Genomic DNA, 24278 nt, shown 5'->3' on the forward strand with positions numbered 1-24278 from the left:
TATCAACGGTTAACAGAATATTCTCGTTGTTTCGAGTGAATTATTCTTCCAGTACCTTGCGTTACAAAGTACCTACCATACATTTGTACTGTTCGTCACCCACTAGTCAACCAACCCGCCCATGAAACTCGAGAACACCCAGGTTCAGATGCGCAAGGGAATCCTTGAGTTCTGCATCCTGGAAATCATCGCCCGCGGCGAAGCCTACGCCTCCGACATGCTGGAGGAATTGACTTCGGCCCGCATGATTGTGGTGGAGGGCACGCTTTATCCGCTGCTCACCCGCCTCAAAAATGCCGCCCTGCTGGACTACGTCTGGAAAGAAAGCACCAGCGGCCCGCCCCGCAAGTACTACACCCTCACCGATGCCGGCCGGCAGTTCCTCGACGAGCTCCGCGACACCTGGGAGGAAATGGCGGCCTCGGTCGGCATCATCCGCCACAGCCGGCCGCCCGGCGACAGCCGCTAACTCTGCCTCTTTTTCTGCTTCACTCACCAGCATCCAATCGGCCCGTTCGGCCCTCTTTCACATGAAAAAGAACATCAGCATCAATTTACAGGGCCTCATCTTCCACATTGAGGAAGACGGTTTCGACGTTCTGAGTCGTTACCTGGCCGAGGTGAAAGCGCACTTCGCCAGCTACCGCGGCCACGCCGACATCGTAACCGACATCGAAGGCCGCATCGCCGAACTCTTCGCCGCCCGCCTCTCACCCATGCAGCAGGTCATCACCCTCGATGACGTGAATGCCATGGCGGCCAAGATGGGCCGGGTGAGTGACTTCGCCCCTGATGCCGACGAGGACGATGAGGTAACGGCCGACGAAGCCGCCGCCGCTTCGGCCAGTTTCGACCGCGCCCCGGACTATGGCAGCCCCTACGGAGCCGCACCGGCCGCCACTGCCGCTACCGGCGAAAGCAAGCGCCTGTACCGCGACATGGCCAACCGCAAGATTGCGGGCGTAGCGGCCGGCATCGCGCAGTACTTCGCCGTAAATCCGCTCTGGATTCGGCTGGGCCTGGTATTCGGCACCATCTTTTCGCCGGCCATCAACATCTGGTCGCGCCACAATATGCGGCTGGATTTCGGCGGCTGGTTGGTGGTGGGCTATATTATTCTCTGGATTTTGCTGCCCAAGCGCTACGATGCCCCCGCCCACCCGGAGGCCCTGCTGACCTCGGGGCCGCTGGCCGGCCGCCGCTTGTTTCGCGACACGGGTACGGGCAAGGTAGCCGGTGTGGCCGCCGGCCTGGCCGCCTACTTCAACATTGATGTGACCCTGGTGCGGGTAATTATGCTGGCCGGCCTGTTTGCCGGGGGCTTCACCTTTCTGCTCTACATTATACTATGGATAGTATTGCCCGAGGCCAAAACGGTCTCGGACAAACTCCGTATGCGCGGCGACGCCATGACGCTGGAGAGCTTCGACAGCAGCGCCCGCAACAATGCTTTCGATGAGGGCCCCGCCACTACTAACCGCCCGGTGGGCGCTTTCGTGGAAGATGCCGCCCGCAACCTGCGCCCGGCCGTGAACTTTGTGGGTTCGGCTATCCGCGTGGTGGCTGGGGTGTTGCTCACCATCGTCGGCTTTAGCCTGTTGCTGGCGGTGGTTATCTGCACCGGGGCGGGCATTGGCCTGCTGCCGACGTCGCAAAACATTGTGATGGGCGACGCCCCAGCCTATGTTATGCTGCACGGCATTCCCGGCTGGGCACTGTTAGCGGGTTTTCTGGCTGCGGGCATTCCGTCGCTGTGGCTGCTGCTGGGCGGGCTGAACCTACTGTTTCGCCACACTATTCTGACGCGCACCGTGGGCCTGTCGCTGTTGGGTTTATGGCTGCTAAGCATCGTGGGCGTAGTGGCCGGCGTGTCGCAGCAGCTGCATCAGCACGAATACGATGCTCAGGTGGAGCAGCTGGAGCAGTTTCCGAAGCTGACTACGTCGGTTGTGATGTTGGACGCGCGTAACGTGGACCGCCAGTGGGAGCAGCGCATTGATGTGAGACTCGCCGCCACCGACAGCGGCAAAGTAGTGGAAGTGCTGCGCACCCTGCGCGCCAACGGCCCCAACGAAGAAACGGCCCGCCGCACGGCCCTCACCACCATCGACTACACGGTGCGGCCCAGCGGCGACTCCTCGCTGGTGTTCGACGACCATTTCTCCTTTCTGCCCAACTCGGCCTACCGCAAGCAGGAGTTGGCCCTTACCCTGCGCCTGCCCCGCGACCGCACCTTCCGCATCAGCCGCAACTTTGCCAACGACCTGCTTGGTGATGACGACTTCGTGGGCAACCGCCGCCCCCGCGACCCCGAGCAGCACCGCTACCGCCTGCGCGGCAATAAGCTGGAGTGCATCGGCTGCACCGCCGAGCAGCTGGGCCGCGATGGGAACGATAACAACGACGACTCGGACATGAACATCAATAGCGACAGCGACGACAACGACAACGCCGACGATAGCAGCAGCGACAACAATGACAGCAACGACGACAGCAACGCCAGTAGCAGCCTCTCGCTCAACTACGGCGGCGCGCCCAGCTTCGACACCGACCTGAGCGGCTACGGCAGCGACCGCCGCACGTTCGAGGAATCCGGTTTCACTCACGTCACAGTGGCCGGCAGCTACCGGGTGGTGGTACGCAAGGGCGACAGCTTCAAGATTGAAGCCGCCGGCGGTAACGAAGCCCTCAACGACCTGCGCGTGGAGCGCGACGGCGACGAGCTGATTGTGAAGCCACGCAACACCAAGCTGTTCGGCGGTAGCTGGGGCCGCAGCAACCGCAAAATTCTGGTGCGCATTGAGATGCCCGCCATCGACCAGCTTTCACTGGCCGGGGCGGTGCAGGGCGACCTGGGCGGCTTCGACCGCCAGGAAAGCATGCGCGTCGAGCAGGCCGGAGCCAGCCACCTGCGCCTGAATGGCAACTACGGCACCCTGCGCCTAGAGCAGGCCGGGGCCTGCCGTACCACCGCCACTGGCCAAGCCGATAACCTGCGCCTCGACGCGGCCGTGGCCTGCGAGCTGGCCGGAGCCAACCTAAAAACCCGCATTGCCAAAGTTTCGCTCGTGGGCGCATGCAAAGCACGCCTCAACGTGACCGAGAGCCTGAAGGGCGATGCCGTGGGCGCCAGCGAAATAGCCTACAGCGGCCAGCCCGCCACCGTGAAAGTCGACGCGGTGGGTGCATCCAGCATCAAACGTTTGTAGTTCGCCGAAATTCTCCTTTAAAAAGCAACTTCGCAGGCAACCTTCGTCGTATAGCTGCATCTATCCCTGCGAAAAAAGAAAAAGAAGCCAGGCTTAGTTTGGTGAGTGAACGAGGCCTTCTTCCGGAGCCAGTCCTTTGGCCGCCCCCTGCTGCAACAGGGAGGCCAGGACTGGCTCCATTTTGTTTGTAAAAGTGCCAACGGGCACACCAGCAGACGGCAAAAACTACCAATGGCTTGGGGCAACCACTAGCGTTAAAAGGGCATCTGCGGGGCTGAATCCTTTTATTTCAGCCCCGATGAGAGCCACGACTCTTTTGCTATTGCTGGCAGCCGCACCCGTTGGTGCTGCCTTGGCTCAGCCAGCCACTCCCTCCTACGACCAGCTGCTGCAACGCACCACCGCCCAGGTGCAGGCCCGCGACTATTGCGCCGCCGTGGCCACGTTCGAGCAGGCTTTTGCGCCCGACAGCACCCGCGCCAACGAGTTTGAATTATTCGGGGCCGCCAGTGCGGCGGCCAACTGCCCGGCCCAGCGGGCGCTGGCCTGGCGCTGGCTGGGGCAGCTCAGCCGCCACTCCCTGCGCATGCAGCCCCACGACCTCGACAACGTGGCCCAGGACCTCAATCTTGCAGTATTAAAAACCGATGCCGCTTGGCCCCGCTGGCTGGCCGCCATGCGTGCGGCGCTGGCAAGTCAGGCCGCGGCGGCCAGTGCCCGCAGGGCCCATTGGGTAGCCGAAACGCAGGCCCGCGCATTGGCGTGGCCTGGCAGCGGCCACCGTAAAACAGGCCGCTTTGCCGCTGCGCAACCCGGCTTTGCCCTGTATTTCAGCCCAGTGCCTAACGACACCATGCGGATGCCCTACCTGGTGCGGGTGCCCGCTGGCTACTCGCCCGCCCGGCCCGCACCCGTGGTGGTGTACCTGCACGGCGGCGTGGTCAGCACCACCCAGTTTCGGTTCGCCGACCCCGATGTGGTGCAGGAGCCCGTGTTTGCCGCCGCGCCCGCCAATGCCATTGTCGTGTATCCATTTGGCCGGCACACCTTTGGCTGGGTCGACCAGGCCGCTGCCTTCGCGCAGGTAGAAGCCATTGTGCGCGAGGTGCAGGCCCGCTACCACACCGCCCCGAGCGGCCCCGTGTTGGGGGGCATGAGCAACGGCGGCAGCGCCGCCCTGTGGTTTGCCAGCCAGCGGCCGGTCGCGTTCAGGGGGTTCTACGCCCTGTCGCCTTCGCCGAAACTACCGCTACGGGCCGGCTACGGCCAGCTGGGCCAGGGCAAGCCCTGCTACCAAATCAGCGCCCAGGACGATGATATTTACGCCTATGCACTGGTAAAAAACACCCATGACGCCCGCCCGGCCACGGCCCGCCTGTGGGAGCTGCAAGCCGTGCCCCAGGGCGGCCACAGCTTTCTCTATGGTCCCGAAGGCTCAGCCATGCTGCGGCAGGTCCTGGCCCGGCTATGTGCCCGCCCGTAGCCGGTTAAGCCTGAGTCGAAACGGTCTCCGCGCCTCCCGGAGCCAGTCCTTTAGCCGCCCCTTGCTGCAACAGAAAAGCCAGGGCGGGCTCCATTTCATTGGTAATGATGCCGTCGAGAATGGCTTCCATTACGGCCTCTTTCAGCTCGCCCACGGCGCGCGAAGGCTTCAGCCCGAAGGTTTCCATGATGATTTCGCCGGTAATTACTGGCCGAAAGCTGCGCAGGTGGTCCTTTTCCTCCACTTCCTTCAGCTTCTCCTCCACCTCCGTGAAGTTGCGCAGGTACCGTTCCTTCCGGGTGTGGTCCTTGCTGGTGATATCGGCCCGGCACAGCAGCATCAGCCGGTCAATGTCTTCGCCGGCCTCAAACAGGAGCCGGCGCACCGCCGAGTCGGTCACCGTTTCCTTCACCAGCGCGATGGGCCGTAGGTGCAGCTTCACCAGCTTTTGCACCATGCGCATCTCCTCGCCCAGCGGCAGCTTCAGGTCGGTAAAAATGCCCGGCACCCAGCGCGCGCCCTTGTCTTCGTGGCCATGAAACGTCCAGCCCACTTTGGGGAAGTAGCGCTTGGTGGCGGGTTTGGCGATGTCGTGCAGCACGGCGGCCCAGCGCAGCCACAGGTCGCCGCCGGCGGCGGCCACGTTATCCAGCACTTGCAGGGTGTGGTAGAAATTGTCCTTGTGGGCGTGCGTACCCACTTTTTCCACGCCGTACAGCAGGGCCATTTTCGGAAAGATGAGCTGCAACAACCCCGTCTGAAACAGGAGCTTGAACCCGTAGCTGGGGGTGGGCGACTCAATAATCTTATTCAGCTCGGTGGTAATCCGCTCCTGCGACACAATCTTTATCCGGTCCTTATTCCGGATAATGGCATCGAATGTATCGGGCTCAATATCAAAGTTGAGCTGCGCGGCGAAGCGCACGGCGCGCATCATCCGCAACGGGTCGTCGGAGAACGTCACGTCCGGCCCCAACGGCGTGCGGATGGTTTTGCCGGCCAGGTCCTTCATGCCGTCGTAGTGGTCGACCAGCTCACCGAAGTTTTCGGGATTTAGGCTCAGGCCGAGGGCATTGATAGTGAAGTCGCGGCGGGCCAAATCCTCTTCCAGGGTGCCGGCCTGCACGTCCGGCTTGCGGCTTTCGGTGCGGTAGCTTTCCTTGCGGGCGCCCACAAACTCAATGTCGCCGGCCTCCTTAGTCGGCAGCATGGCCGTGCCGAAGTTCTTAAACACCTGCACCCGGCCCCGGCCCGGCAGCCGGTTGCCCACGGCCTGAGCCAGGGCGATACCGTCGCCCACGGTCACCACGTCAATGTCTTTGCTGTCGCGGCCCAGCGCCAAATCGCGCACGTAGCCGCCAATCACGTAGGCCGGCTGATTGAGCTCAGCCGCCGCTTCGGCGATGGTGCGGAAAATGGGTAGTTCGGGCAGGCGGGGCGTGTTCATAAGTGCAAAGTTCGGCGCTGGCCGCATAATGCCACCGGTCATCGCCAGTAGGGTGCCATGGAAGGCTCCAAGTAGCGCCGGTTATTCCCGCACTACTTCCAGCTTCCCGTCATCGCCCAGCCGTACCAGCCGTGAGGGGGTGGTGCGGGTGTCATCATCCTGCCGCCAGTTCACCACGTGGTCGGCTCCGCGCACGATGGCGGCATCCACCTCCGCGTACACGGCCGGCGTGGGCTCGCCGGCCTTGTTGGCCGACGTCGATACCAGCCCATGACCCAGCCGCCGCACCACTTTAAAGCAAAACTCATCCTTCACTACCCGCAGGCCCACGGTACCATCCGGGGCCACCAGCTCTTTGGCCACGGCGCGGCCAGCGGGCAGGATATAGGTGGTGGGCCGCGTATCGGCGGCCAGCATGGCTTCCAGCTCGGGCGGCACTTCGGCGGCGTAGCGCTTTAGCATGGCCAAATCGGCTACCAGCACGATGCTGGGCTTGCCGGCTTCGCGGCCCTTCAGCTTATACAAGGCCTGCACGGCGGGCGGTGCTTCGGCATCGCAGCCCACGCCCCACACGGTATCGGTCGGGTAGAGAATAACCTGCTGGAGCAGCAGGGCATCGACGGCCGCGTCGACTTCTTGTTGGAAACGATTCATGAGGTAGCGCGAACGTTGTAGTCCGCGAGTATGGGTTTAAGGCAAATGGCCCGGCAGACCACGAAGTCGCTACCGGGTACGAGCACGCTAGTTGATGCTCTGGCAAAGCTCGACCAATACCCCGGCCGCGCTTTTTGGGTGCACGAAGCACACCAGCTTATTATCGGCTCCGCGCTTGGGCTCCTCATTCAGCAGCACAAACCCCGCGTCTTTCAGCCGCGCCATCTCGGCCCTAATATCATCGACTTCGAAGGCGACGTGGTGAATGCCTTCGGGCTTCTTGGCCAGGAATTTCGTGATGGCGCTGTCCGGCGAGGTGCCGGCCAGCAGTTCAATCTTCGAGCCTCCGACCTGAAAAAAAACGGTATCGACGGCTTCACTGGCCACGTGCTCCTTCTTGTACGGGGCCGCGCCGAGCAGCGTGGTATAGAGCGCGGTGGCGGCTTCGAGGTCGTGTACGGCCAGGCCGAGGTGTTCGAGGTTGGTAAGCATCGGGCGAGTTTTCGAGGGATAATACCGCTGGCCGGGCAAAAAAGCCGGTTTTAGCGGGCATTTCGCGTCATTGCCGGAAGTCGGCGCGGGTCCTTATTTAGATTGTGTCTACTTTTGTGAGACCAAAGAAAACTGATTGCCCCCAAACCGTGTTCTAAGGGTCGACCAGGCTTTCATTGGTTTATCATTTTGCCATACCGCTGCGCGCAATGCTGAAGCTCCCTATTTACCTCGACAACAACGCCACTACGCCACTCGACCCCCGCGTGCTGGAGGCCATGATGCCCTACCTGACCGACGTATTCGGCAACGCGGCCTCCCGCAACCACCCCTTCGGCTGGGCCGCTGAAGAAGGCGTGGACTACGCCCGTGAGCAAATCGCCAAGCTCATCAACTGCGACTCGAAAGAAATCATCTTTACTTCGGGCGCTACGGAGTCGGACAACCTGGGTATCAAGGGCGTGTTTGAGATGTACAGCCAGAAGGGCAACCACGTCATCACCACCACCACCGAGCACAAAGCCGTGCTCGACACTTGCAAGCACATCGAAAAGCTGGGCGGCAAGGTGACCTACCTGGCGGTCGACGAAAAGGGCCTCATCAGCCTCGAAGAGCTCGAAGCCGCCATGACGCCCGAGACCATTCTCGTGGCCATCATGTTCGGCAACAACGAGACGGGCACCATTCAGCCCATGCGTGAAATTGCCCAAATTGCCCACAGCCACGGGGCCCTGTTCATGACGGACGGCACCCAGGCCGTTGGCAAGATTCCGGTTGATGTGATTGCCGACGGTATTGACATCATGGCTTTCACGGCCCACAAAATGTACGGCCCTAAGGGCGTGGGTGCGCTTTACGTGCGCCGCAAGAACCCCCGGGTGAAAGTAACCGCCCAGATGGACGGCGGCGGCCACGAGCGCGGTATGCGTTCGGGCACCCTCAACGTGCCCGGTATTGTGGGCCTGGGCAAGGCCTGCGAACTGGCCCGCCTCGAAATGGCCGCCGACGCTGCTCGTTTGAGCGTGATGCGCGACCGCCTCGAAAAAGAATTGATGACGATGGAGGAAACTTACGTGAACGGCTCGGTGGAGCACCGCTTGCCGCACGTCACCAACATCAGCTTCAAGTACGTGGAAGGCGAAGGCCTGATGATGGGCGTGAAGGACCTGGCCGTATCATCCGGCTCGGCCTGCACCTCGGCCTCGCTGGAGCCCAGCTACGTGCTCAAGGCCTTGGGCCTGAGCGACGACCTGGCCCACAGCAGCCTGCGCTTCGGCCTGAGCCGCTTCACCACCGACGAGCAAATCGACTACGCCATCGGCCACGTGAAAGAGGCCGTCACCAAGCTCCGCGAAATGTCACCCCTGTGGGAGATGTTCCAGGAAGGCATCGATTTGAGCAAAATCGAGTGGGCCGAACACTAGGCTGCGCTTTAATTAAAAATTGAGAATTAATAATCAAAAATGGCTTGACCCATTTGCATTAAAACTCAATTTTTAATTCTTAATTCTTAATTTTTAATTCCAAAAAGCCATGGCTTACTCCGATAAAGTAATCGACCACTACAGCAACCCCCGCAACGTGGGCACGCTGGACAAAAGCAAGAAGAATGTAGGCACCGGCCTCGTAGGCGCACCCGAGTGCGGCGACGTGATGCGCCTGCAAATTGAGGTAGACGAAGCCACCAATACCATCACCGACGCCAAATTCAAGACGTTTGGCTGCGGCTCGGCCATTGCCTCGTCGTCGCTGGCAACGGAGTGGCTGAAAGGCAAATCCATTGACGAGGCGTTGGCCATCGACAACATGGAGATTGTGGAAGAGCTGGCTTTGCCGCCCGTGAAAATCCACTGCTCGGTGCTGGCGGAAGATGCCATCAAGTCGGCCATCTCGGACTACCGCGTGAAAAACGGCCTGCCCGCCCTGGAGCTGGCACACCACTAATTTTAGCGAATTAAAAATTGAGAATTAAACATTAAAAATGCGGCTCATGCTGGCATTTTTAATGTTTAATTCTCAATTTTTAATTTAATCCTTCATGGACGAATTTGACGTTGCCCGGCTGGAGCGCGAGATTCGGCAGTACCTGGGCTTGGAGCCCACGCAGCTGCAATTCGAGTTTCGGGAATTGGAAGGCCAGACGCGGCTTGATTTGATTACGGTGAATCCGCGCCACGAGCAACGCTTTTTGTTTCGCTATGAAACCGGGCGCGACCGGGTGATGTGCCTGGAAAAGATGCTGGCCTACGTGCGTAGCTACCGCGACACCGAAAGCTCCTATACCCTGCAATGGCGCACGCACGGCGAACGGGAGTTGCAAACGTCCTATTTCCGGGCGCACAACGTGTATGAGGCGCTGGATAAACTATACTTCGGCCGCGACTTAAATACGATTACCGTGTTCAGCGTGGTCCTGAACCCTAGCTCGTAAGGGCCGTAATGAATTGTTTGGCGGCTGAATGAACAAAGAAATTCGCCAGCTTGTTTATAATCTGTCTAAATTGCGGTCCCATTCGGCTTGCTTCCAAGCCCTAGCGGCCCCGCTCCTACTGCCATGATTACCGTATCGGATAAAGCCAAAGAAAAAGTAGCGCGCCTGATTGAGGACGCGCACCTCGACGATACCTACCGCTTGCGCGCTTCGGTGGCTGGCGGCGGCTGCTCGGGCCTAAGCTACAAGCTGGACTTCGACAACGAAGTGCGACCCATGGACCAGGAGTTCGAGGACAAGGGCGTGCGCGTGGTAGTCGACATGAAAAGCTTTCTGTACCTGGCTGGCACTGAGCTGGATTTCTCCGACGGCCTCAATGGCAAGGGCTTCCAGTTCAATAACCCCAACGCCTCGCGCGAGTGTGGTTGCGGCGAGAGCTTCTCGGTATAACAAATACCGTTTCAACTAAAGCAAAAGTCCCCGTGCAGGCTGCACGGGGACTTTTGCTTTAGTTGAAACGGTGGTATTGGGTGTGATAGGCTTCACGCCACCCGAGGCTTCGTACCAAACGCCCTAGCTCCAGCGGCTGAGGAATTGCAGGAAGGCTTCTTTATACTGGTCGCCCACGGGAATGGTGACGGCCCCAATCTGAACGGTGAGGCGGCGTACGGCTTCGATTTTATCGAGCGCCACGATGAATGAGCGGTGGATGCGCATGAAGCGCCGGGCGGGCAGCTTCTCCTCCATGGCCTTGAGGCTCATCAGACTCAGCAGAGCGCGGGGCGTGCTTTTAAGGTGCACTTTCACGTAATCCTTCAAGCCTTCGATGTAGAGAATATCGCTGAGGGCGACGCGTACCAACTGGTATTCGGCCTTCAGGAAAAGGTATTCTTCTTCTTCGGCAATGGCACCTGCCGGCGCGGCCGGGCTGGGGCCGGCCACCAGCTCGGCGTAGGCGCGGGCTTTGCCGGCAGCGCGCAGAAACTCTTCGTAGTTGAAGGGCTTGACGAGGTAGTCGAGGGCATCGACGCGGTAGCCGTCGAGGGCGTACTGCGGGAAGGCGGTGGTGAACACCACGCGCGGACCGGTGGGCCCGAGCACGCGGGCCAGCTCCAGGCCATTGAGCTCCTGCATCTGAACGTCCAGAAAAGCTAAATCAACGGTTCCGGGGTGTTCGTGAAGGTATTTCAGGGCCTCCACCGCACTACCGAACTTACCCACCAAGTCCAAAAACGGCGTTTGCTGAACAAACGACGCCACCAGGCCCAGGGCCAGGGGCTCATCATCGACGGCGATGGTACGGAGGAGTGGCAGGGAGTTCGTCATGAAAGCGGAAAGTGGGAAGTGCGCGGATTAAAATAATGTCATGCTGAGCGCAGCTGCAGCTTGTCTGATGCACCATAAAGTAGTCACGCAGGAGTAGGGCATTGAATGGAACGTCATGCTGAGCGTCGTCGAGGCATCTTTATCTCGTGAGTAAATAATTACCAGCGCGGTAGAGATGCTTCGACTACGCTCAGCATAACCGGCTTATTTACTACGGTTACTTGTGCGCGACTATTTAAATTAACCAATTCAACGAGGTCGCAGAGTTGGTTCGGCAAGCCTGGCACTACGTGCCGATTAGCTTTCTCAACCAACCTGAAGCGTGAGGTGAACGCGAAATTCGTGGGCCGGGGTATTGGGCTCAACCAGCAGGGTGAACCGGCCGGGGTATAACAAGTCAAGCCGGCGGCGGGTATTGGCCAGCCCAATCCCGTTGCTGCCAGCTAGGTCGGTGGCGGGCATCGGGCGTAGGGAGTTGCGTACTTCCAGCTCCAGCACCTGAGCCGAAGGCTGGCGCAGGGCAATAAAAATGCGGCTGCTTTGGGTGGCCGCCACACCGTGCTTGAAGGCGTTTTCGAGGAAGGGCAGCAGCAGCATGGGGGCCACGGGCACATCGCGAATGGGGTCGGGCTTCTCAAACGTCACGCTCACGCGCTCATCGAGGCGCAGCTGCATCAGGGTGATGTAGTCCTGCACGAAGGCAACTTCCTGGCTGAGCAGGGTGAGGCCACCGGCCGTATCGTACAGGACGTAGCGCATCATTCGCGAGAGGCGGTGGATGGCTACGCGGGCCTGCTCGCCGTCGAGCAGGGTGAGGGCGTAGATGTTGTTGAGGGTATTGAAGAAGAAATGCGGGTTAATCTGGGCTTTGAGCACCGAGAGCTCGGAGCTGACGCGCTGCTGCTCCAGGCTCTGGCGAATCTGGGCATCGTGCTGCCACTTCTGCACCACCGTGATGCTGGTGCTGATGCCCAGCACGAACATGGTGGTGAGCAGGCCCATGGTGTCGATGCGCAGGCCGGAGCGGCCCAGCCGGGGCCGGCCGGCCGCTGCCATAAAGGCCTTGTCCATGAGTGCGGGCAGGTCGAGCGCCATTTCCAGAAACTTACTGAACAGCAACACCCCGAGGGTAGTACCCACCAGCGCCAGCACAAACCAGCCTGTGCGCCCCTGAAACAGCAGGCGCGGCACCGTGGCTCTGGCCGTGAGGTAGAAGATGGCTACCCACGCCCCAAACATCAGCCCCTGTTTGAGCCAGAACTGCGGCGGCATGGTAAGCCGCCCGGTGAGCGGCTGGAACAACAGAAAGGTCAGCCCAAACAAACCCCACACCAGCACGTGAATTAGCGGCGTGAGGTAGCGACGGGGCGTGAGGTCGGGCATGGAGGAAGATGGATTTCGCAACAAACATAGGCGGCGGCGCGGGGCAGCCCCGGCCCAAACCGACCGCGCGGGGCTTTGTATCGACGGCGGGCCGGTTTTTATCGGTTGGGGGAACGGCTACGGCCCTGTCCTCCGGGTGCCGCGTTTCGTTGCGCGCCACTCGCAACGACAGCCCCTCTCCGCCCGTTCATCGCGCTTTCATTCCGACCTTTGCCGGCATGATTCGTCTGCTACCGCTGCTGCTTGTGTTGTTCTCGCCTTTGCTGGCTCCCGCCGCCCCGCCCCTGCCCGATTTCGGCAGCTACCCCATCTACCACGGCCCCGACCTGGGCCTGACCTGGCGGGGCAACCAAGCAAGCCTGCGCGTGTGGGCCCCCACCGCCGAGGCGCTGCACTTGAAGCTGTACGCGGCCGGCACCGGCGGCGCGGCCGTGGCCGACTTCGCCATGAGCAAAGCCCAGAATGGCACCTGGACCTATGCCCTGCCCGCCGGCATCGCCGGCTTCTACACGGTGCAAGCCACCATCGCCGGCAAAAAAATGGCCGAAGTGGCCGACCCTTATGCGCATGCCGTCGGCCTCAATGGCCTGCGCGGGGCCGTGTTCAACCCCGCCATCGCGCAGCCGCCGGGCTGGGCCGCCGACCTGCGCCCGGCCCTGAAGCAAGCCACTGACATTGTAATTGGCGAAGTGCACGTGCGCGACCTCACCATGGACCCGCAGTCGGGCGTGCGGCACAAGGGCAAGTTCCTCGGCGCGGCCCAGACCGGCACCCACGGCCCCAACAACGTGAGCACCGGCCTCGACCATTTGGTTGAATTGGGCCTGACCCACGTGCACCTGCTGCCCACCAACGACTTCGCCAGCATCGACGAAGCCGCGCCCGCCCGCGCCAACCGCTACAACTGGGGCTACGACCCACTGAACTATTCGGTGCCCGAAGGCTCATACGCGACCGACGCCGCCAACCCGGCGGCCCGCATCCGCGAGTTGAAGCAGCTCGTGGAGAACCTGCACGGCGCGGGCCTGCGCGTGGTGCTCGACGTGGTGTACAACCACGTGGCCGACGCCGGCCGCAGCAATTTCGAGCAGCTGGTACCCGGCTACTACTTCCGGCATAATGCCGATGGCACCCTCAGCAACGCCACTGCCTGCGGCAACGAGGTAGCTTCGGAGCGGCCCATGGTGCGCAAGCTCATCGTGGAATCGGTGGCGTACTGGGCCCGGGAATACCACGCCGACGGCTTCCGCTTCGATTTGATGGGCGTGCTCGACCTCGAAACCATGCGCGCCGTGCGCGTGGCCCTCGACCTGCAGGACCACAGCATTTTCGTGTACGGCGAAGGCTGGACGGCCGGCTCCTCGCCCCTGCCCGAAGCCGGGCGCGCCGTGAAGGCCAACATCGGGAGAATCGACCGCATCGCGGCGTTTGGCGACGAATTGCGCGATGGCGTGAAGGGCCACTACGCGCACCAGACCGAGCCTGGCTTCGCCAGCGGCCAGCCCGGCCTGGAGGAGAGCGTGAAATTTGGCATCGTGGGTGCCACGCGCCACCCGCAGCTCGATTATTCGAAGGTAAACTACTCGAAAGCCCCCTGGGCCACTGCCCCCGGCCAGGCCATCAACTACGTGGCCTGCCACGACGACCGGGTGCTTTGGGACAAGCTCACCGTGTCGAACCCCGGCGCGACGGAGGCCCAGCTCATCAATATGGACGTGCTGAGCAACACCATCGTATTCACGGCGCAGGGCGTGCCGTTTTTGCCGGTCGGCGACGAGTTTCTGCGCACCAAGGGCGGCTCGTCGAATTCCTACAATCAGCCCGACAGCGTGAACCAGCTCGACTGGAGCCGCAAGGCGAAATACGGGGCCGTGTACGAGTTCTACCGCAAGCTCCTGCGTTTGCGCCGCAACCACCCGGCGTTCCGCCTGCCCACGGCCGAGCTGGTGCAGCAGCACCTGGAGTTTCTGCCCGCCAAGCCCGGCCTCATCGCCTACCGCCTGAAAGACCACGCCGGCGGCGACGCCTGGCAGGATATCATCGTCATCTTCAACGGCCAGCGCACCGCCGATAGCCTGACCCTGCCCCGCGACACCTACAAAGTGGTGCTGCGCGGCGACCAGCTCAACGAGGAAGGCCTCGACGTGCTCGAAGTAACCAGCGGCGTGCAGATACCCGGTAACTCCGCCCTCATTCTGGTGCCGATAAAGTAGCGGGCGCAAGATGTGCGCTCAGAGGCCGTGATGCCGAGCGCCGCCGCCTTGCTGATTTGAAAAAATTCGCTTTTCATTCTGGAAAAATTCATCCCCGCTGGGTCTCTTGCCCGGCGGGGATTTTTTATTAATCACCTGAAAACCAATACATATCTCGATTTACACGAAAAAATTACCGAAACGGCATTGGTATTGGCATAGGGTGGAGGTAACCAATTAACGGTCGTAGCGGCCGCCACCTCCACCCACATATACCAACGCCATGAACACGCTCCCATCTTACAATTCCGAATCGTCCGAGCTGCCCAAGTGGCAGCAGCCGGAGAAAATGGCCGGCCGCGTGGTGCTGCTGGGCGTGGCCGGCGCGGCCGTGTACTACTGGGGCGTGATTCTGCCCTTTCTCGTCGACATGGTGTTCGACACCGTGAAGCTGGGCATTGGCCTCGCCACCCTGTTCGTGCTGTTTTTGCTAGCCACCAACAAGCGTATTCACGCCGGGCTGTGGTACGCCGGGCAGCGCATTCTGCGCACCATGGCCGGCATTTTCGTGAACACCGACCCCATCGGCATCATGGAAGACTACATCCGCAACACCGAAAAGGAAGCGCGGAAAATGGATGCCGAGGTCACCAACATTGAAGGCGCGCACGAGCTGGTGAAGCGCAAGCTGGCCGCCAACACCACCCAGATGCAGGAGTACCTGAGCCTGGCCAGCGCCGCCACCCGCCAGGGCGAAAAGGACATGGCCGAGAGCTACGCCTCGCGCGCCGCCCAGATTCAGGACTACAACCAGCGCCTGATGCCCATGGCCACCACCACGGCCAACGTGACGGTGGTGATGCGCCAGATTCTGAAAGCCGCCCTGCGCCAGATTGACGGCAGCAAGTTTAAAGTAGGCCTGCTGAAAGATGAGTACGCCCTAGTGAAACGCACCAGCTCGGGCATGCGCGCCGCCATGAACATTCTGCGCGGCGACCCTGATAAGAAGTACTTCTTCGACCTGGCCACCGACCGCGTGGCCCAGGACATGGCCCAGCAGCTAGGCCAGATTAAGCAGGCCATGCGCTACTCGCAGGACTTCGTGAAGGAGATGGACATCCAGAACGGGGTGATGAGCGAAAAGGGCCAGCGCCTGCTGGAAAAGTATCAGAAGGGCGATTTCAACGCCGTGCTCAACGAAAAACCCCAACAGACGCAGTCAATTCTCACCACTAAAAAAGCCTCCGATGATGCCTATTCTAGCCTGCTTGACTAGCCTGCTGCTGGCCTGCGGCCTGGTGGGCCTGCTGGGAGAACCGACGCCGGTGGCACTTCATTCTCAAGAACGTGATGCAGAATCCATAGGTCGTCATGCTGAGCGAAGCCGAAGCATCTCTACCTCAGTGGTAATCAATTGCCTTCCAACGAAGCGGTAGGGATGCTTCGACTTCGCTCAGCATGACGAGCGCAGTAGCTGCTAGGGCCCTAGGCCCAGCCGCTAATTAACCCACCAAAGCACCTCAAAAATCATGCGCCCAATACGGGCGCCTCACCCCTCTTTTGCCCTTACTGAAATGACAACACGCGGTAAATTTTTAATCGGCCTCCTACTCGTGGCCGCTTTGTACTTCGGCATCAACAAGCTGGTTTCCAGCGGAGCCGTCTTTAAAAAGGCCGACACGCAGTCGGTGCTTTTGAACTCGATTGAACTGCCCACGGCCACGGGTGCCAACCGGGCCAACATTGTGGTGCCGCTGGCCGCCATGCCCGGCACCGCCCCGGCCGACAAGGGCACGCCCATTACCTGGGAAGTAATGGCCTGGAACTCCCAGATGGCCGGCATGCTGGCCAACGGCGGCCCGCGCTCCACGATGGGCTCGGCCACGGCGGCCAATGGCCTGGATATGCAGATTGTGCGCCAGGACGACGTGAGCAAGATGCAGGCCGACCTGGTGAAAAACGCCCTCGACCTGCAAAGCAACCCCGCCACCCCTGGCCTGATTGTGAGCATTATGGGCGACGGCCTGCCCGGATTCTCGGCTGTGCAAACGGAGCTGAAGAAGGTGGGCACGCAGCTGCAAATCATTCCCTATTCGGTGGGTAAATCTTTCGGCGAAGACAAGCTGATGGGCCCGAAAGAATGGCTCGACAACCCCAAGCTGGCCCTGGGCAAAACCGTGGCTTGCTACCTGCGCGACGGCGACCAGAACATCGCCCTGAAATGGTGCGCCGACAACGGCCTGAAGGTAAACCCCGACGAAACCACCTACGACCCCGAAGCGGTGAACTTCATGGCCGCCAGCGACTTTCTGGTGGCCGCCGAAAAGTATATCCTCGGCAAGCCGGAAGCCCGCACCAAAGTGGTGAACGGCAAGAACACCGGCGTGAAGGTGGACGTGATTGCCGATGCCGTGGCCACCTGGACGCCCGGCGACGTGAACATCGCCCAGCAGCGCGGCGGCCTCGTGAACATCGTGAGCACCAAAGATTATTCGAACCAGATGCCTAATATCATGGTCACGACCAAGCGCTGGTACGATGCCCACCCCAAGGAAGTGCTGGGCCTGATGACGGCTTTCGCCGTGGCCGGCGACCAGGTGAAAAGCCACCCCGAAGCCCTGACCCGCGCCGCCGACATCTCGGCTACCGTGTATGGCGACCAGGATAAGCCCGGCGCGTACTGGCTGAAGTATTACAAGGGCGTGAGCGAGGCCGACCGCAACGGCGACGTAGTGGAGCTCGGCGGCAGCAAAGCCTTCAACTTCAGCGACAACCTCAACCTGTTCGGCCTCGATGAGGGCGGCACCAACATTTACGCAGCGGTGTACAAAACCTTCGGCGACGTGCAGAGCAAGCTCTACCCCAAAGAGCTGCCCAGCTACGTGCCCCTCACCGAAATGCTGGACCTGGCGCCGCTGAAGAAGCTCCAGCAGCAATACAAGGGCAAAGCTGTGGCCCCGGCCGAAACCCAGCAGTTTGCCGCCGGCGACGAAATTCGCCAGAGCGTGAGCAAGCGCGCCTGGAACATCGCCTTCAACTCGGGCCAGAGCAGCTTCACCCCCGCCGCCGAGCGCGACCTGAACCAGCTTTTCAACGACCTCGTGGTGGCGGGCCGGCTAAAAGTGGCCGTGCACGGCCACACCGATAACACCGGTGCTCCCGAAAAAAACCAGCAGCTCTCGGAAGACCGCGCCATGGCCGTGCAGCACTGGCTCGAAGCCAAAAGCCACAGCGCCTTCCCCGACGGCCGCGTGCAGGTGTACGCCCACGGGGCCACCGAGCCGGTAGCCAGCAACGCCACACCCGACGGCAAAGCCAAGAACCGTCGCGTGGAGGTGGTGCTGGGAAATTAAGAATACCTCCCTGACGGGCTTGCTGTGGAGCCCGTCAGGTGAAGGGCTGGGCGACGAGTACGACATCGTGCCAAGGCTCTCGTGCCATGTGCTGCTATCAGTCCCGGCACCACCACAACCTGGCTGAACTTGGCCTCACCTGGCACTTAAATGTCGAAGCCGAACCCGGATTCGCCCAGTTCGTGGAGCACATCAAGCAGGAGATTCGGGGGAGTTAGTAATCCCACTTAATATACTTACCCTTCAACGCTTGGTCTACGGCGTGCTTTAAGCTGGTGTCTTTAATTAACTGACATTCCAACAGAAACACTTGCGTCAATGACTTCTTCCAGCCACCACTAGCAGCTGCAACCCAGTACCTAAGTCCAGATTTATCGCCGGGATATCCGCGTACACAGTCTACAAATTCCGGTTGTCTCGCTACGTCAATAATACTTTGAATTGTCTCATCATCAGGCACAAGTTTGAGTAAAGCAATTGCCCGTAACGCACCATCTATGAACATTGGGTTTTGCGTTTTCAAAACCTTCGACCAAACTTGTGCAAGGGGCTCTTCTAAAATAGACAACCGCAAGACTGCATCACCAAGACCTAAATAAGTCATTGTCGCATCAAATTCTTGGCGCATTAACTCCCATAAAAAGGGCAGTGCTGGCTGATATTTAACCACGCCCAAAGCCGCAATTATATGATATCGGGCAGACCATGTCCGCTTGTCTTTAACCTCTTTTTTTAATGCCGCTAATAATATCTCTCCAGATTCAGGTAAGCCTAATTTGCGAAGCCGCTTCGCTCCTGACTCCCTTTTGAGAGCTATTGAGTTGTTTAATAATTCGAAAGCTTCAGCAAGTTTCAAAGCAACTTCAGACATACAGAGAAAGGAATAATTGACGTCATCAAAACTAGACATAACAAGCCGTTGCTACTTCTCAAGCTTACTTTTTGTTGCTGACCTGCCGCAGTCTGGCGTTCTTTGAGTGCCCAACTTATCTTTTCCAACGCAAAGAAATGCCCACCGGTACCCTGCTCATCATCGACGACGAGGCGCGCCTGCGCCAGCTGCTGGCCCAGGTGCTGGAGCTGGAAGGCTACACCGTGCTGCAAGCCCCCGACGCAGCTCGCGGCCTAGAGCTGCTGCTGCAGCACGCCGACGACGTGCTGCTCGTGCTGAGCGACGTGAAACTGCCCGACGGCCACGGCGTGGACCTGCTGCCCCGCTACAAAGCCGCCGCCCCCGAGGCCGAGGTGGTGCTCCTCACCGCCTACGGCACCATCCCCGACGGTGTGAAGGCCATGAAGCTCGGCGCGTTCGACTACCTCACCAAGGGCGATTTTGAGCAGCAGCTGGTGGTGGTGGTGGACCGCGCCGCCGAAAAAGCCCGCCTCCGCAAGCGCGTGACCGAGCTGGAGCGCCGCGTGGGCCAGCAGTACCGCTTCGAGAGCATGATTGGCGACTCCGTGGAGCTGAAGCGGGTGCAGCAGCTGGCCCGGCAGGTGGCCCCGACGGACAGCACCGTGCTGCTGGAAGGGCCCACCGGCAGCGGCAAGGAGCTGTTTGCTCAGGCCATTCACCAGGCCAGCGGGCGCAAGGGCAAGGCTTTCGTGGCCGTCAATTGCAGCGCCTTTCCGAAGGATTTGCTCGAATCTGAGCTGTTTGGGTACAAGAAAGGGGCCTTCACCGGGGCCCTGACGGACAAGAAGGGCCTGCTGGAAGAAGCCAACGGCGGCACCCTGTTTCTGGACGAAATCGGCGAGCTGGAACTGAATGTGCAGGCTAAGTTTCTGCGGGTGCTCGAGATGCAGCAGTTTACCAAGCTCGGCGACACCAAGCCCACCAGCGTGAACGTGCGCCTGGTGGCCGCCACCAACCGCAACCTCAAGATTGAAGCCGCCGAGGGCCGTTTCCGCCCCGACCTCTACTACCGCCTCTCAGTCTTCACCATCCTCATCCCCTCCCTCAAAGACCGGCCCACCGACGTGCCCCCACTGGCCCAGTATTTCCTGCAGTACTTCGCCGCCCGGCTCAGCAAGCGCCTGCCCGGCCTGGAGCCGGAGTGCCTGCGGCTGCTGCAGGCCTACCCCTGGCCCGGCAATGTGCGCGAGCTAAAGAACGTGCTCGAACGGGCCGCCATTCTGGCTCCGGCGGGGGAATTGCTATCGGCTGATTATTTGCCCGATGAATTCCACGCGCTGGGCCGGCCCGCCAAACCCGGTGCCGATGCCGCCGATGAAAGCCTGCGGGCGCTGGAAGCCCGCCACATCGCCAAGCTGATGAACGAGCTGGACGGCAACAAGCCCGAAGTGGCCAAACGCCTGGGCATTGGCCTCACCACGCTGTACCGGAAGCTGGAGGAGTACGGCTTGGGATAATAGCGACGCGCTATTCAACTGTGGCTACTGGGTCTGCGTCAGGTTCAGCAGCAGCTGGCAGAGGTCGGCTTCCTCGTAGGGCTTCACGAGGCAGGCGTCCATGCCGGCGGCGAGGTAGGCGAGACGGTCTTTTTCGAAGGCGTTGGCCGTGAGCGCGATGATGGGGATGCCGGCGCGGCGCGCATCGGGCAGCGCACGCAGGGCAACGGTTACTTCCACCCCGCTCAGGCCGGGCATGCGAATGTCGAGAATGGCCGCGTCGAAATCGTGCTCGCGCAGTTGGGTCAGGGCATCGGAGCCGTTGCTCACGGCGGTTACCTGCACGCCCCAGTGCTCCAGCACCACGCGGGCAATCCACTGGTTTAGGTGGTTATCTTCGGCCAACAGCACGCGCAGGTCGCGCAGGCTCTCGAAGGTGGCCGCCGGCAGGCTTGCGAGCGCCACCTCGGGCACCTCGTCGCGCGGGAGCAGCAGCGCAAACGAGAAGGTAGTGCCCTCGCCCGGCACACTGTGCACCAGCAGAACGCCCCCCATCTGCTCGACTAGCTGCTGGCTGATAGCCAGGCCCAGGCCCGTGCCGCCGTAGCGGCGGCTGGTGTCGGCACTGGCCTGGGCGAAGGCTTCAAAAATGTGGGCCTGCTCGGTGGGGCTCATGCCAATGCCGGTATCGGATACCCAGAAGCGCATCATCACGGCACCGGGAGCGGCGGCGAGTTCTTCGTCCAGGACCTCGGCCCCAATCTCAATCTTCCCGCGCTCGGTAAACTTGAGGGCATTGCTGAGCAGGTTAAGCAGCACCTGCCGCAGGCGATAGGCATCGCCCACCAGCCGGTACCCCACGGCGGGCGGGCGCACTACCAGCTCCAGGCCATGCTGCGCGGCCAGGGCGGCCACGGTTTGGCCGCTTCCTTCCAGCACCAGGCGCAGGTCGAAGGACAAGTATTCGAGCTGCAGGTGATGGGTGGTGATTTTAGCCATGTCCAACACGTCATTCACCAGCGTGAGCAAGTGGCGACCGGCCACCTGCATGGTCGTGAGGTACTCCTGCTGGACGGGCGAGAGCGGCGTTTTGTGCAGCAGCGTGGCCATGCCCAGCACCCCGTTCAGGGGCGTACGAATTTCGTGGCTCATGCGGGCCAGGAAGGCTTCCTTGGCCTGGGCGTTGTCTTCGGCCTCGCGCTTGGCCTGCTCCAGGGCGCGCCGGGCCAGCACGCCTTCCGTCACGTCGTAGCCCGAGGCCACCACGTAGGGCGCGTGGCCTTCCTCCACCACTGGGTACGAGTAGCAGCGCAGGTAGCGGCGCTCGCCGTGGCGGGTACGCACGGTAAGCAACTGGTCCTGTAAGCATTGAGCGGCCAGCGCAGCCAGATACGCTTCAAAATCGGGCAGATGCTTGGCTGGCAGCACGCGGCCCAGCGAATGGCCCACCAGCTCGGCCGCCGGCCAGCCCAGCAGGTTTTCCACGGCCGGGTTCACGGTGAGAATAATGCCCTGCAAATCGTGAGTGCAGATGAGGGCCTGGGAGTAGTGCACGAGGTCGTAGTACTGCTTTTCGCGGCGTTCCAGCTCCTGGTGGGCGTGCTTCACCTCGGTTACGTCGGTGCCGATGGTGAGTATGCCAACCTGGCCATTGGCCAGTTGGAGCAACTGCTTATACACCTGGAAGTATTGCTGCTGGCCATTTTTCAGCGTCAGGGGCATTTCGCGAGTGGCGGGCAGGCCGGCGCGTAGCACTTCTCGGCTGAAAGAACGAATATCAACTAACTCCTGCGCCACGGCTTCCAAATGGGGCAAGGCTTCCAGATGCGGTAGGTCGGCGATGCGCTCGTTGAACAACCGGTTCGAGAACGAGATGTCGCCCTGCTCATCCGCCACATAAAGCATGTTGGGCAGGGCGTCCACAATCTGCCGGATAAAGGCTTCCTGCTCGCGCAGCCTATTCTGCACCAGTTGCTGCAGGTTTTCGGCCACGTAACGCGCCGTGATGTCGATGCCCGAGCCCACCACCAGCCGCAGCTCACCGTCGGGCCCAAACACGGGGCGCAGGTGGCGCACCATTAGCTGGGGGCGGCCCCGGCGGTCGGAGCGTGTTTCCTCCCAGGTCACGTCGGTGCGGGTGCGCACGGCCAGGTCGAAATACTGCTCGCGCAGTTGGCCCAGCTCGGGGTGCTGGGGCTGGCGCAGGGCCATGTACTCGGCATTGGTCAGGCCGATAATCTGCCGGCGCACGGCCGGGTCCGATACCGAAGCCGGGTTCACGAACCGGAAGCGGTGCTTCTCATCGAACACGGCTACATCGAAGGGCAGCAGGTTGAGAATGGACTCGTAAAATTCCTGCTGCTGGCTAACGAGCTGCTCGGCCCGCTTACGCTCGGTGACGTCGATGGCCAGGCTGATGACCAGCGGCGTCCCGCTCAATCCCTGCACCGGCCGGTACCACATCATGGCGTGGCGGTTGGTGCCGTCGGCCTCCGGCACGGTTTCTTCCCACTGCACTTCGCGGCCGGTCCGCATCACCTCGGCAAAGGCGGCGGCGCGCTGCTGCGCAATGGCCACCGGGCGCTGGCGGCGGGCACAGGCCTCGGCGCTGGTTTTACCCAGCATCCAGGCGCGTAGGGCGAGGTCGGACTCAATGGCCGCGTTCAGAAACAAATAGCGGTGCTCGTCGTCGAACACGGCCACGGCGGTGGGCACCTGCTCCAGCACGCTTTCATAGAAAGCCCGCTGGCGGCCAAGCCACTCCTCGGCCAGTCGCCGGTCGGTAATATTAACGAAGTAGAGCGTGGTGTGCGTCTGGCCGGGCACCGGCGCGGCCGTCACCAGATAGTATTGCCCGGCCAGGGTTAGCTCCTTCGGGCTTGGCGCAATTCCCTGCTGCACGGCCTGGGCCAGGGCCAGCAGGGGTGGCAGCGCATCGGCCGTCGTGGTACGCAGCGCCTCAACCAGGGCGGCGGCGGCGGGGTTGGCATAGCGCAGCTCGCCGCTAAGGGCCAGGCGCAGAATGGGGTTGGGGCTTTGCTCGGGCACGGCGGCCAGCAGGCGCTGGCGCTGCTCGCGCCGGTGGGCGCGGGTTACGTCGCGGTAGCAGATGAGGCGGCCCGCCCCGGCCTCGTCGAGCACGAGGTAGTCGAGCACCAGCCGGCGGCCATCGCGGAGCAGGAAGGCCTCGCCGAGCACGGTTTTGCCGGCGATATGGAGTGCCCAGACCCGCGTAGTAAACGAGGCCGGGTCGGCGAAGGCGTCATCGATGTACAGCTGGTCGGGCGTGAAGGGCGGCCCGACCACCGGCTCCAGGCCGAACAAGCGCCAGAAATGCGGGCTCACATACTGAATCTGGCCGCTGCCGTCGACCAGCACCACGCCCAGACGCAGGTGATGCACCAGCGTGCCAATCTGGGTGTGCAGGGCGTGAAAAGGTGTAGCAGCTAGCTGCTCCAGCGTAGCCAGGCGGGCGCGCATCTGGGCCAGTTCGGCTTCGGCCTGCTCGCGCCGGGCCCGCTCAGCCGCCAGCTGCTGCGCCCATTCGGCATCGGAGAAAGAGGAGGCAGCGGTCATGGCCTGGGCGCGGGATGAAGCGAAAACGCAGCCCCCCAACGTCCTCCCATTCCGCTAATAGGAGCAATGGGCAGCCTTTGAGAGGCTACGCAAAGTAAATAGAAGTGACTAAAGCAGCCAGCCCGACAGCCGCTTTTTTGGTATTAATTGCTTTTTACGACAACAAAAAACCCACTTTTAGTTAATTTTATTTCCGTTTTGAAGTGCTTCAGCCACGGTTTGGAAAAGCAGGGGGCCAGCCCGGACGGCAGTAGCGCACGCGTGTAATGCCCGACGGATAAGCACGATTCAGCAACCGACCCTGCTACCCGCCAGCCGCGCAATGCGGCGGCGGGCGCTTACTTCGGCCCCGCAACCGGCCTGGGTAGCCGGGCTTCCCTTCG

At 61.4% G+C, this 24278-nt stretch carries 18 protein-coding genes; 11 read left to right on the forward strand and 7 right to left on the reverse strand.

Annotated elements, in window-relative coordinates; genetic code table 11:
• Nucleotides 1-121: 121 nt before the first annotated feature.
• From ABIB44_RS05065 to ABIB44_RS05075, 3 genes are all read left to right on the forward strand, one after another.
• Nucleotides 122-469: a PadR family transcriptional regulator gene (locus ABIB44_RS05065; RefSeq protein WP_354583531.1), complete on the forward strand. Its 348-nt coding sequence runs from the start codon at nt 122-124 to the stop codon at nt 467-469.
• A 61-nt stretch (nt 470-530) separates the two neighbouring features.
• The gene (locus ABIB44_RS05070) at nt 531-3209 is read left to right on the forward strand and encodes a PspC domain-containing protein (RefSeq protein WP_354583532.1); all 2679 of its coding nucleotides are present in this window, start codon (nt 531-533) and stop codon (nt 3207-3209) included.
• Between the two features lie 298 nt (nt 3210-3507).
• Nucleotides 3508-4692, forward strand: a complete 1185-nt coding sequence (locus tag ABIB44_RS05075; RefSeq protein WP_354583533.1) for an alpha/beta hydrolase-fold protein — start codon at nt 3508-3510, stop codon at nt 4690-4692.
• A 4-nt stretch (nt 4693-4696) separates the two neighbouring features.
• On the opposite strand, the gene ABIB44_RS05080 is transcribed toward ABIB44_RS05075, so the two are convergent.
• The 3 genes from ABIB44_RS05080 to mce form a co-directional block, all read right to left on the reverse strand.
• Complete coding sequence (locus ABIB44_RS05080) at nt 4697-6139, reverse strand: CCA tRNA nucleotidyltransferase (RefSeq protein WP_354583534.1); 1443 nt, start codon at nt 6137-6139, stop codon at nt 4697-4699.
• Between the two features lie 81 nt (nt 6140-6220).
• Complete coding sequence (locus ABIB44_RS05085) at nt 6221-6793, reverse strand: L-threonylcarbamoyladenylate synthase (protein WP_354583535.1); 573 nt, start codon at nt 6791-6793, stop codon at nt 6221-6223.
• A gap of 87 nt (nt 6794-6880) precedes the next feature.
• Nucleotides 6881-7285 carry a methylmalonyl-CoA epimerase gene (gene mce, locus ABIB44_RS05090; RefSeq protein ID WP_354583536.1) on the reverse strand — a complete coding sequence of 135 codons (405 nt, stop codon included), beginning with the start codon at nt 7283-7285 and terminating at the stop codon, nt 6881-6883.
• A 209-nt stretch (nt 7286-7494) separates the two neighbouring features.
• Here mce and ABIB44_RS05095 point away from each other — a divergent pair, with 209 nt between their 5' ends.
• The 4 genes from ABIB44_RS05095 to ABIB44_RS05110 all read left to right on the forward strand — a co-directional run bounded on the left by ABIB44_RS05095 (nt 7495) and on the right by ABIB44_RS05110 (nt 10166).
• Nucleotides 7495-8709 (forward strand): IscS subfamily cysteine desulfurase, encoded by a 1215-nt coding sequence (locus tag ABIB44_RS05095; protein WP_502916482.1) that lies wholly within the window; start codon nt 7495-7497, stop codon nt 8707-8709.
• A gap of 109 nt (nt 8710-8818) precedes the next feature.
• The gene (gene iscU / locus ABIB44_RS05100) at nt 8819-9229 is read left to right on the forward strand and encodes a Fe-S cluster assembly scaffold IscU (protein ID WP_046244756.1); all 411 of its coding nucleotides are present in this window, start codon (nt 8819-8821) and stop codon (nt 9227-9229) included.
• Between the two features lie 94 nt (nt 9230-9323).
• Complete coding sequence (locus ABIB44_RS05105; RefSeq protein ID WP_354583537.1) at nt 9324-9716, forward strand: hypothetical protein; 393 nt, start codon at nt 9324-9326, stop codon at nt 9714-9716.
• A gap of 123 nt (nt 9717-9839) precedes the next feature.
• Nucleotides 9840-10166: a HesB/IscA family protein gene (locus ABIB44_RS05110; RefSeq protein WP_070728920.1), complete on the forward strand. Its 327-nt coding sequence runs from the start codon at nt 9840-9842 to the stop codon at nt 10164-10166.
• Between the two features lie 123 nt (nt 10167-10289).
• Here ABIB44_RS05110 and ABIB44_RS05115 read toward each other — a convergent pair whose 3' ends face one another.
• Together ABIB44_RS05115 and ABIB44_RS05120 are read right to left on the reverse strand one after the other, a co-directional pair.
• Complete coding sequence (locus ABIB44_RS05115) at nt 10290-11042, reverse strand: LytR/AlgR family response regulator transcription factor (protein ID WP_354583538.1); 753 nt, start codon at nt 11040-11042, stop codon at nt 10290-10292.
• 306 nt (nt 11043-11348) lie between these two features.
• Entirely contained in the window at nt 11349-12425 is a 1077-nt protein-coding gene (locus tag ABIB44_RS05120) for a sensor histidine kinase (RefSeq protein ID WP_354583539.1), read from the reverse strand.
• Nucleotides 12426-12643: 218 nt separating this feature from the next.
• Between ABIB44_RS05120 and pulA the strand changes: the two genes are divergently transcribed.
• From pulA to ABIB44_RS05135, 3 genes are all read left to right on the forward strand, one after another.
• Nucleotides 12644-14638 carry a type I pullulanase gene (gene pulA, locus ABIB44_RS05125; protein ID WP_354583540.1) on the forward strand — a complete coding sequence of 665 codons (1995 nt, stop codon included), beginning with the start codon at nt 12644-12646 and terminating at the stop codon, nt 14636-14638.
• Nucleotides 14639-14900: 262 nt separating this feature from the next.
• Nucleotides 14901-15893, forward strand: a complete 993-nt coding sequence (locus ABIB44_RS05130; protein ID WP_354583541.1) for a hypothetical protein — start codon at nt 14901-14903, stop codon at nt 15891-15893.
• A 337-nt stretch (nt 15894-16230) separates the two neighbouring features.
• Entirely contained in the window at nt 16231-17970 is a 1740-nt protein-coding gene (locus ABIB44_RS05135) for an OmpA family protein (RefSeq protein ID WP_354583542.1), read from the forward strand.
• Between the two features lie 214 nt (nt 17971-18184).
• On the opposite strand, the gene ABIB44_RS05140 is transcribed toward ABIB44_RS05135, so the two are convergent.
• On the reverse strand, nt 18185-18841 hold the full coding sequence (locus ABIB44_RS05140) for a hypothetical protein (protein ID WP_354583543.1): 657 nt from the start codon (nt 18839-18841) through the stop codon (nt 18185-18187).
• A gap of 137 nt (nt 18842-18978) precedes the next feature.
• Here ABIB44_RS05140 and ABIB44_RS05145 point away from each other — a divergent pair, with 137 nt between their 5' ends.
• Nucleotides 18979-20340: a sigma-54-dependent transcriptional regulator gene (locus tag ABIB44_RS05145; protein WP_354583544.1), complete on the forward strand. Its 1362-nt coding sequence runs from the start codon at nt 18979-18981 to the stop codon at nt 20338-20340.
• A gap of 24 nt (nt 20341-20364) precedes the next feature.
• Here ABIB44_RS05145 and ABIB44_RS05150 read toward each other — a convergent pair whose 3' ends face one another.
• Nucleotides 20365-23895: a PAS domain S-box protein gene (locus tag ABIB44_RS05150; protein ID WP_354583545.1), complete on the reverse strand. Its 3531-nt coding sequence runs from the start codon at nt 23893-23895 to the stop codon at nt 20365-20367.
• Nucleotides 23896-24278: the final 383 nt, after the last annotated feature.

It is taken from the genome of Hymenobacter sp. UYCo722 (genome assembly GCF_040547115.1).
Lineage (GTDB): Bacteria > Bacteroidota > Bacteroidia > Cytophagales > Hymenobacteraceae > Hymenobacter.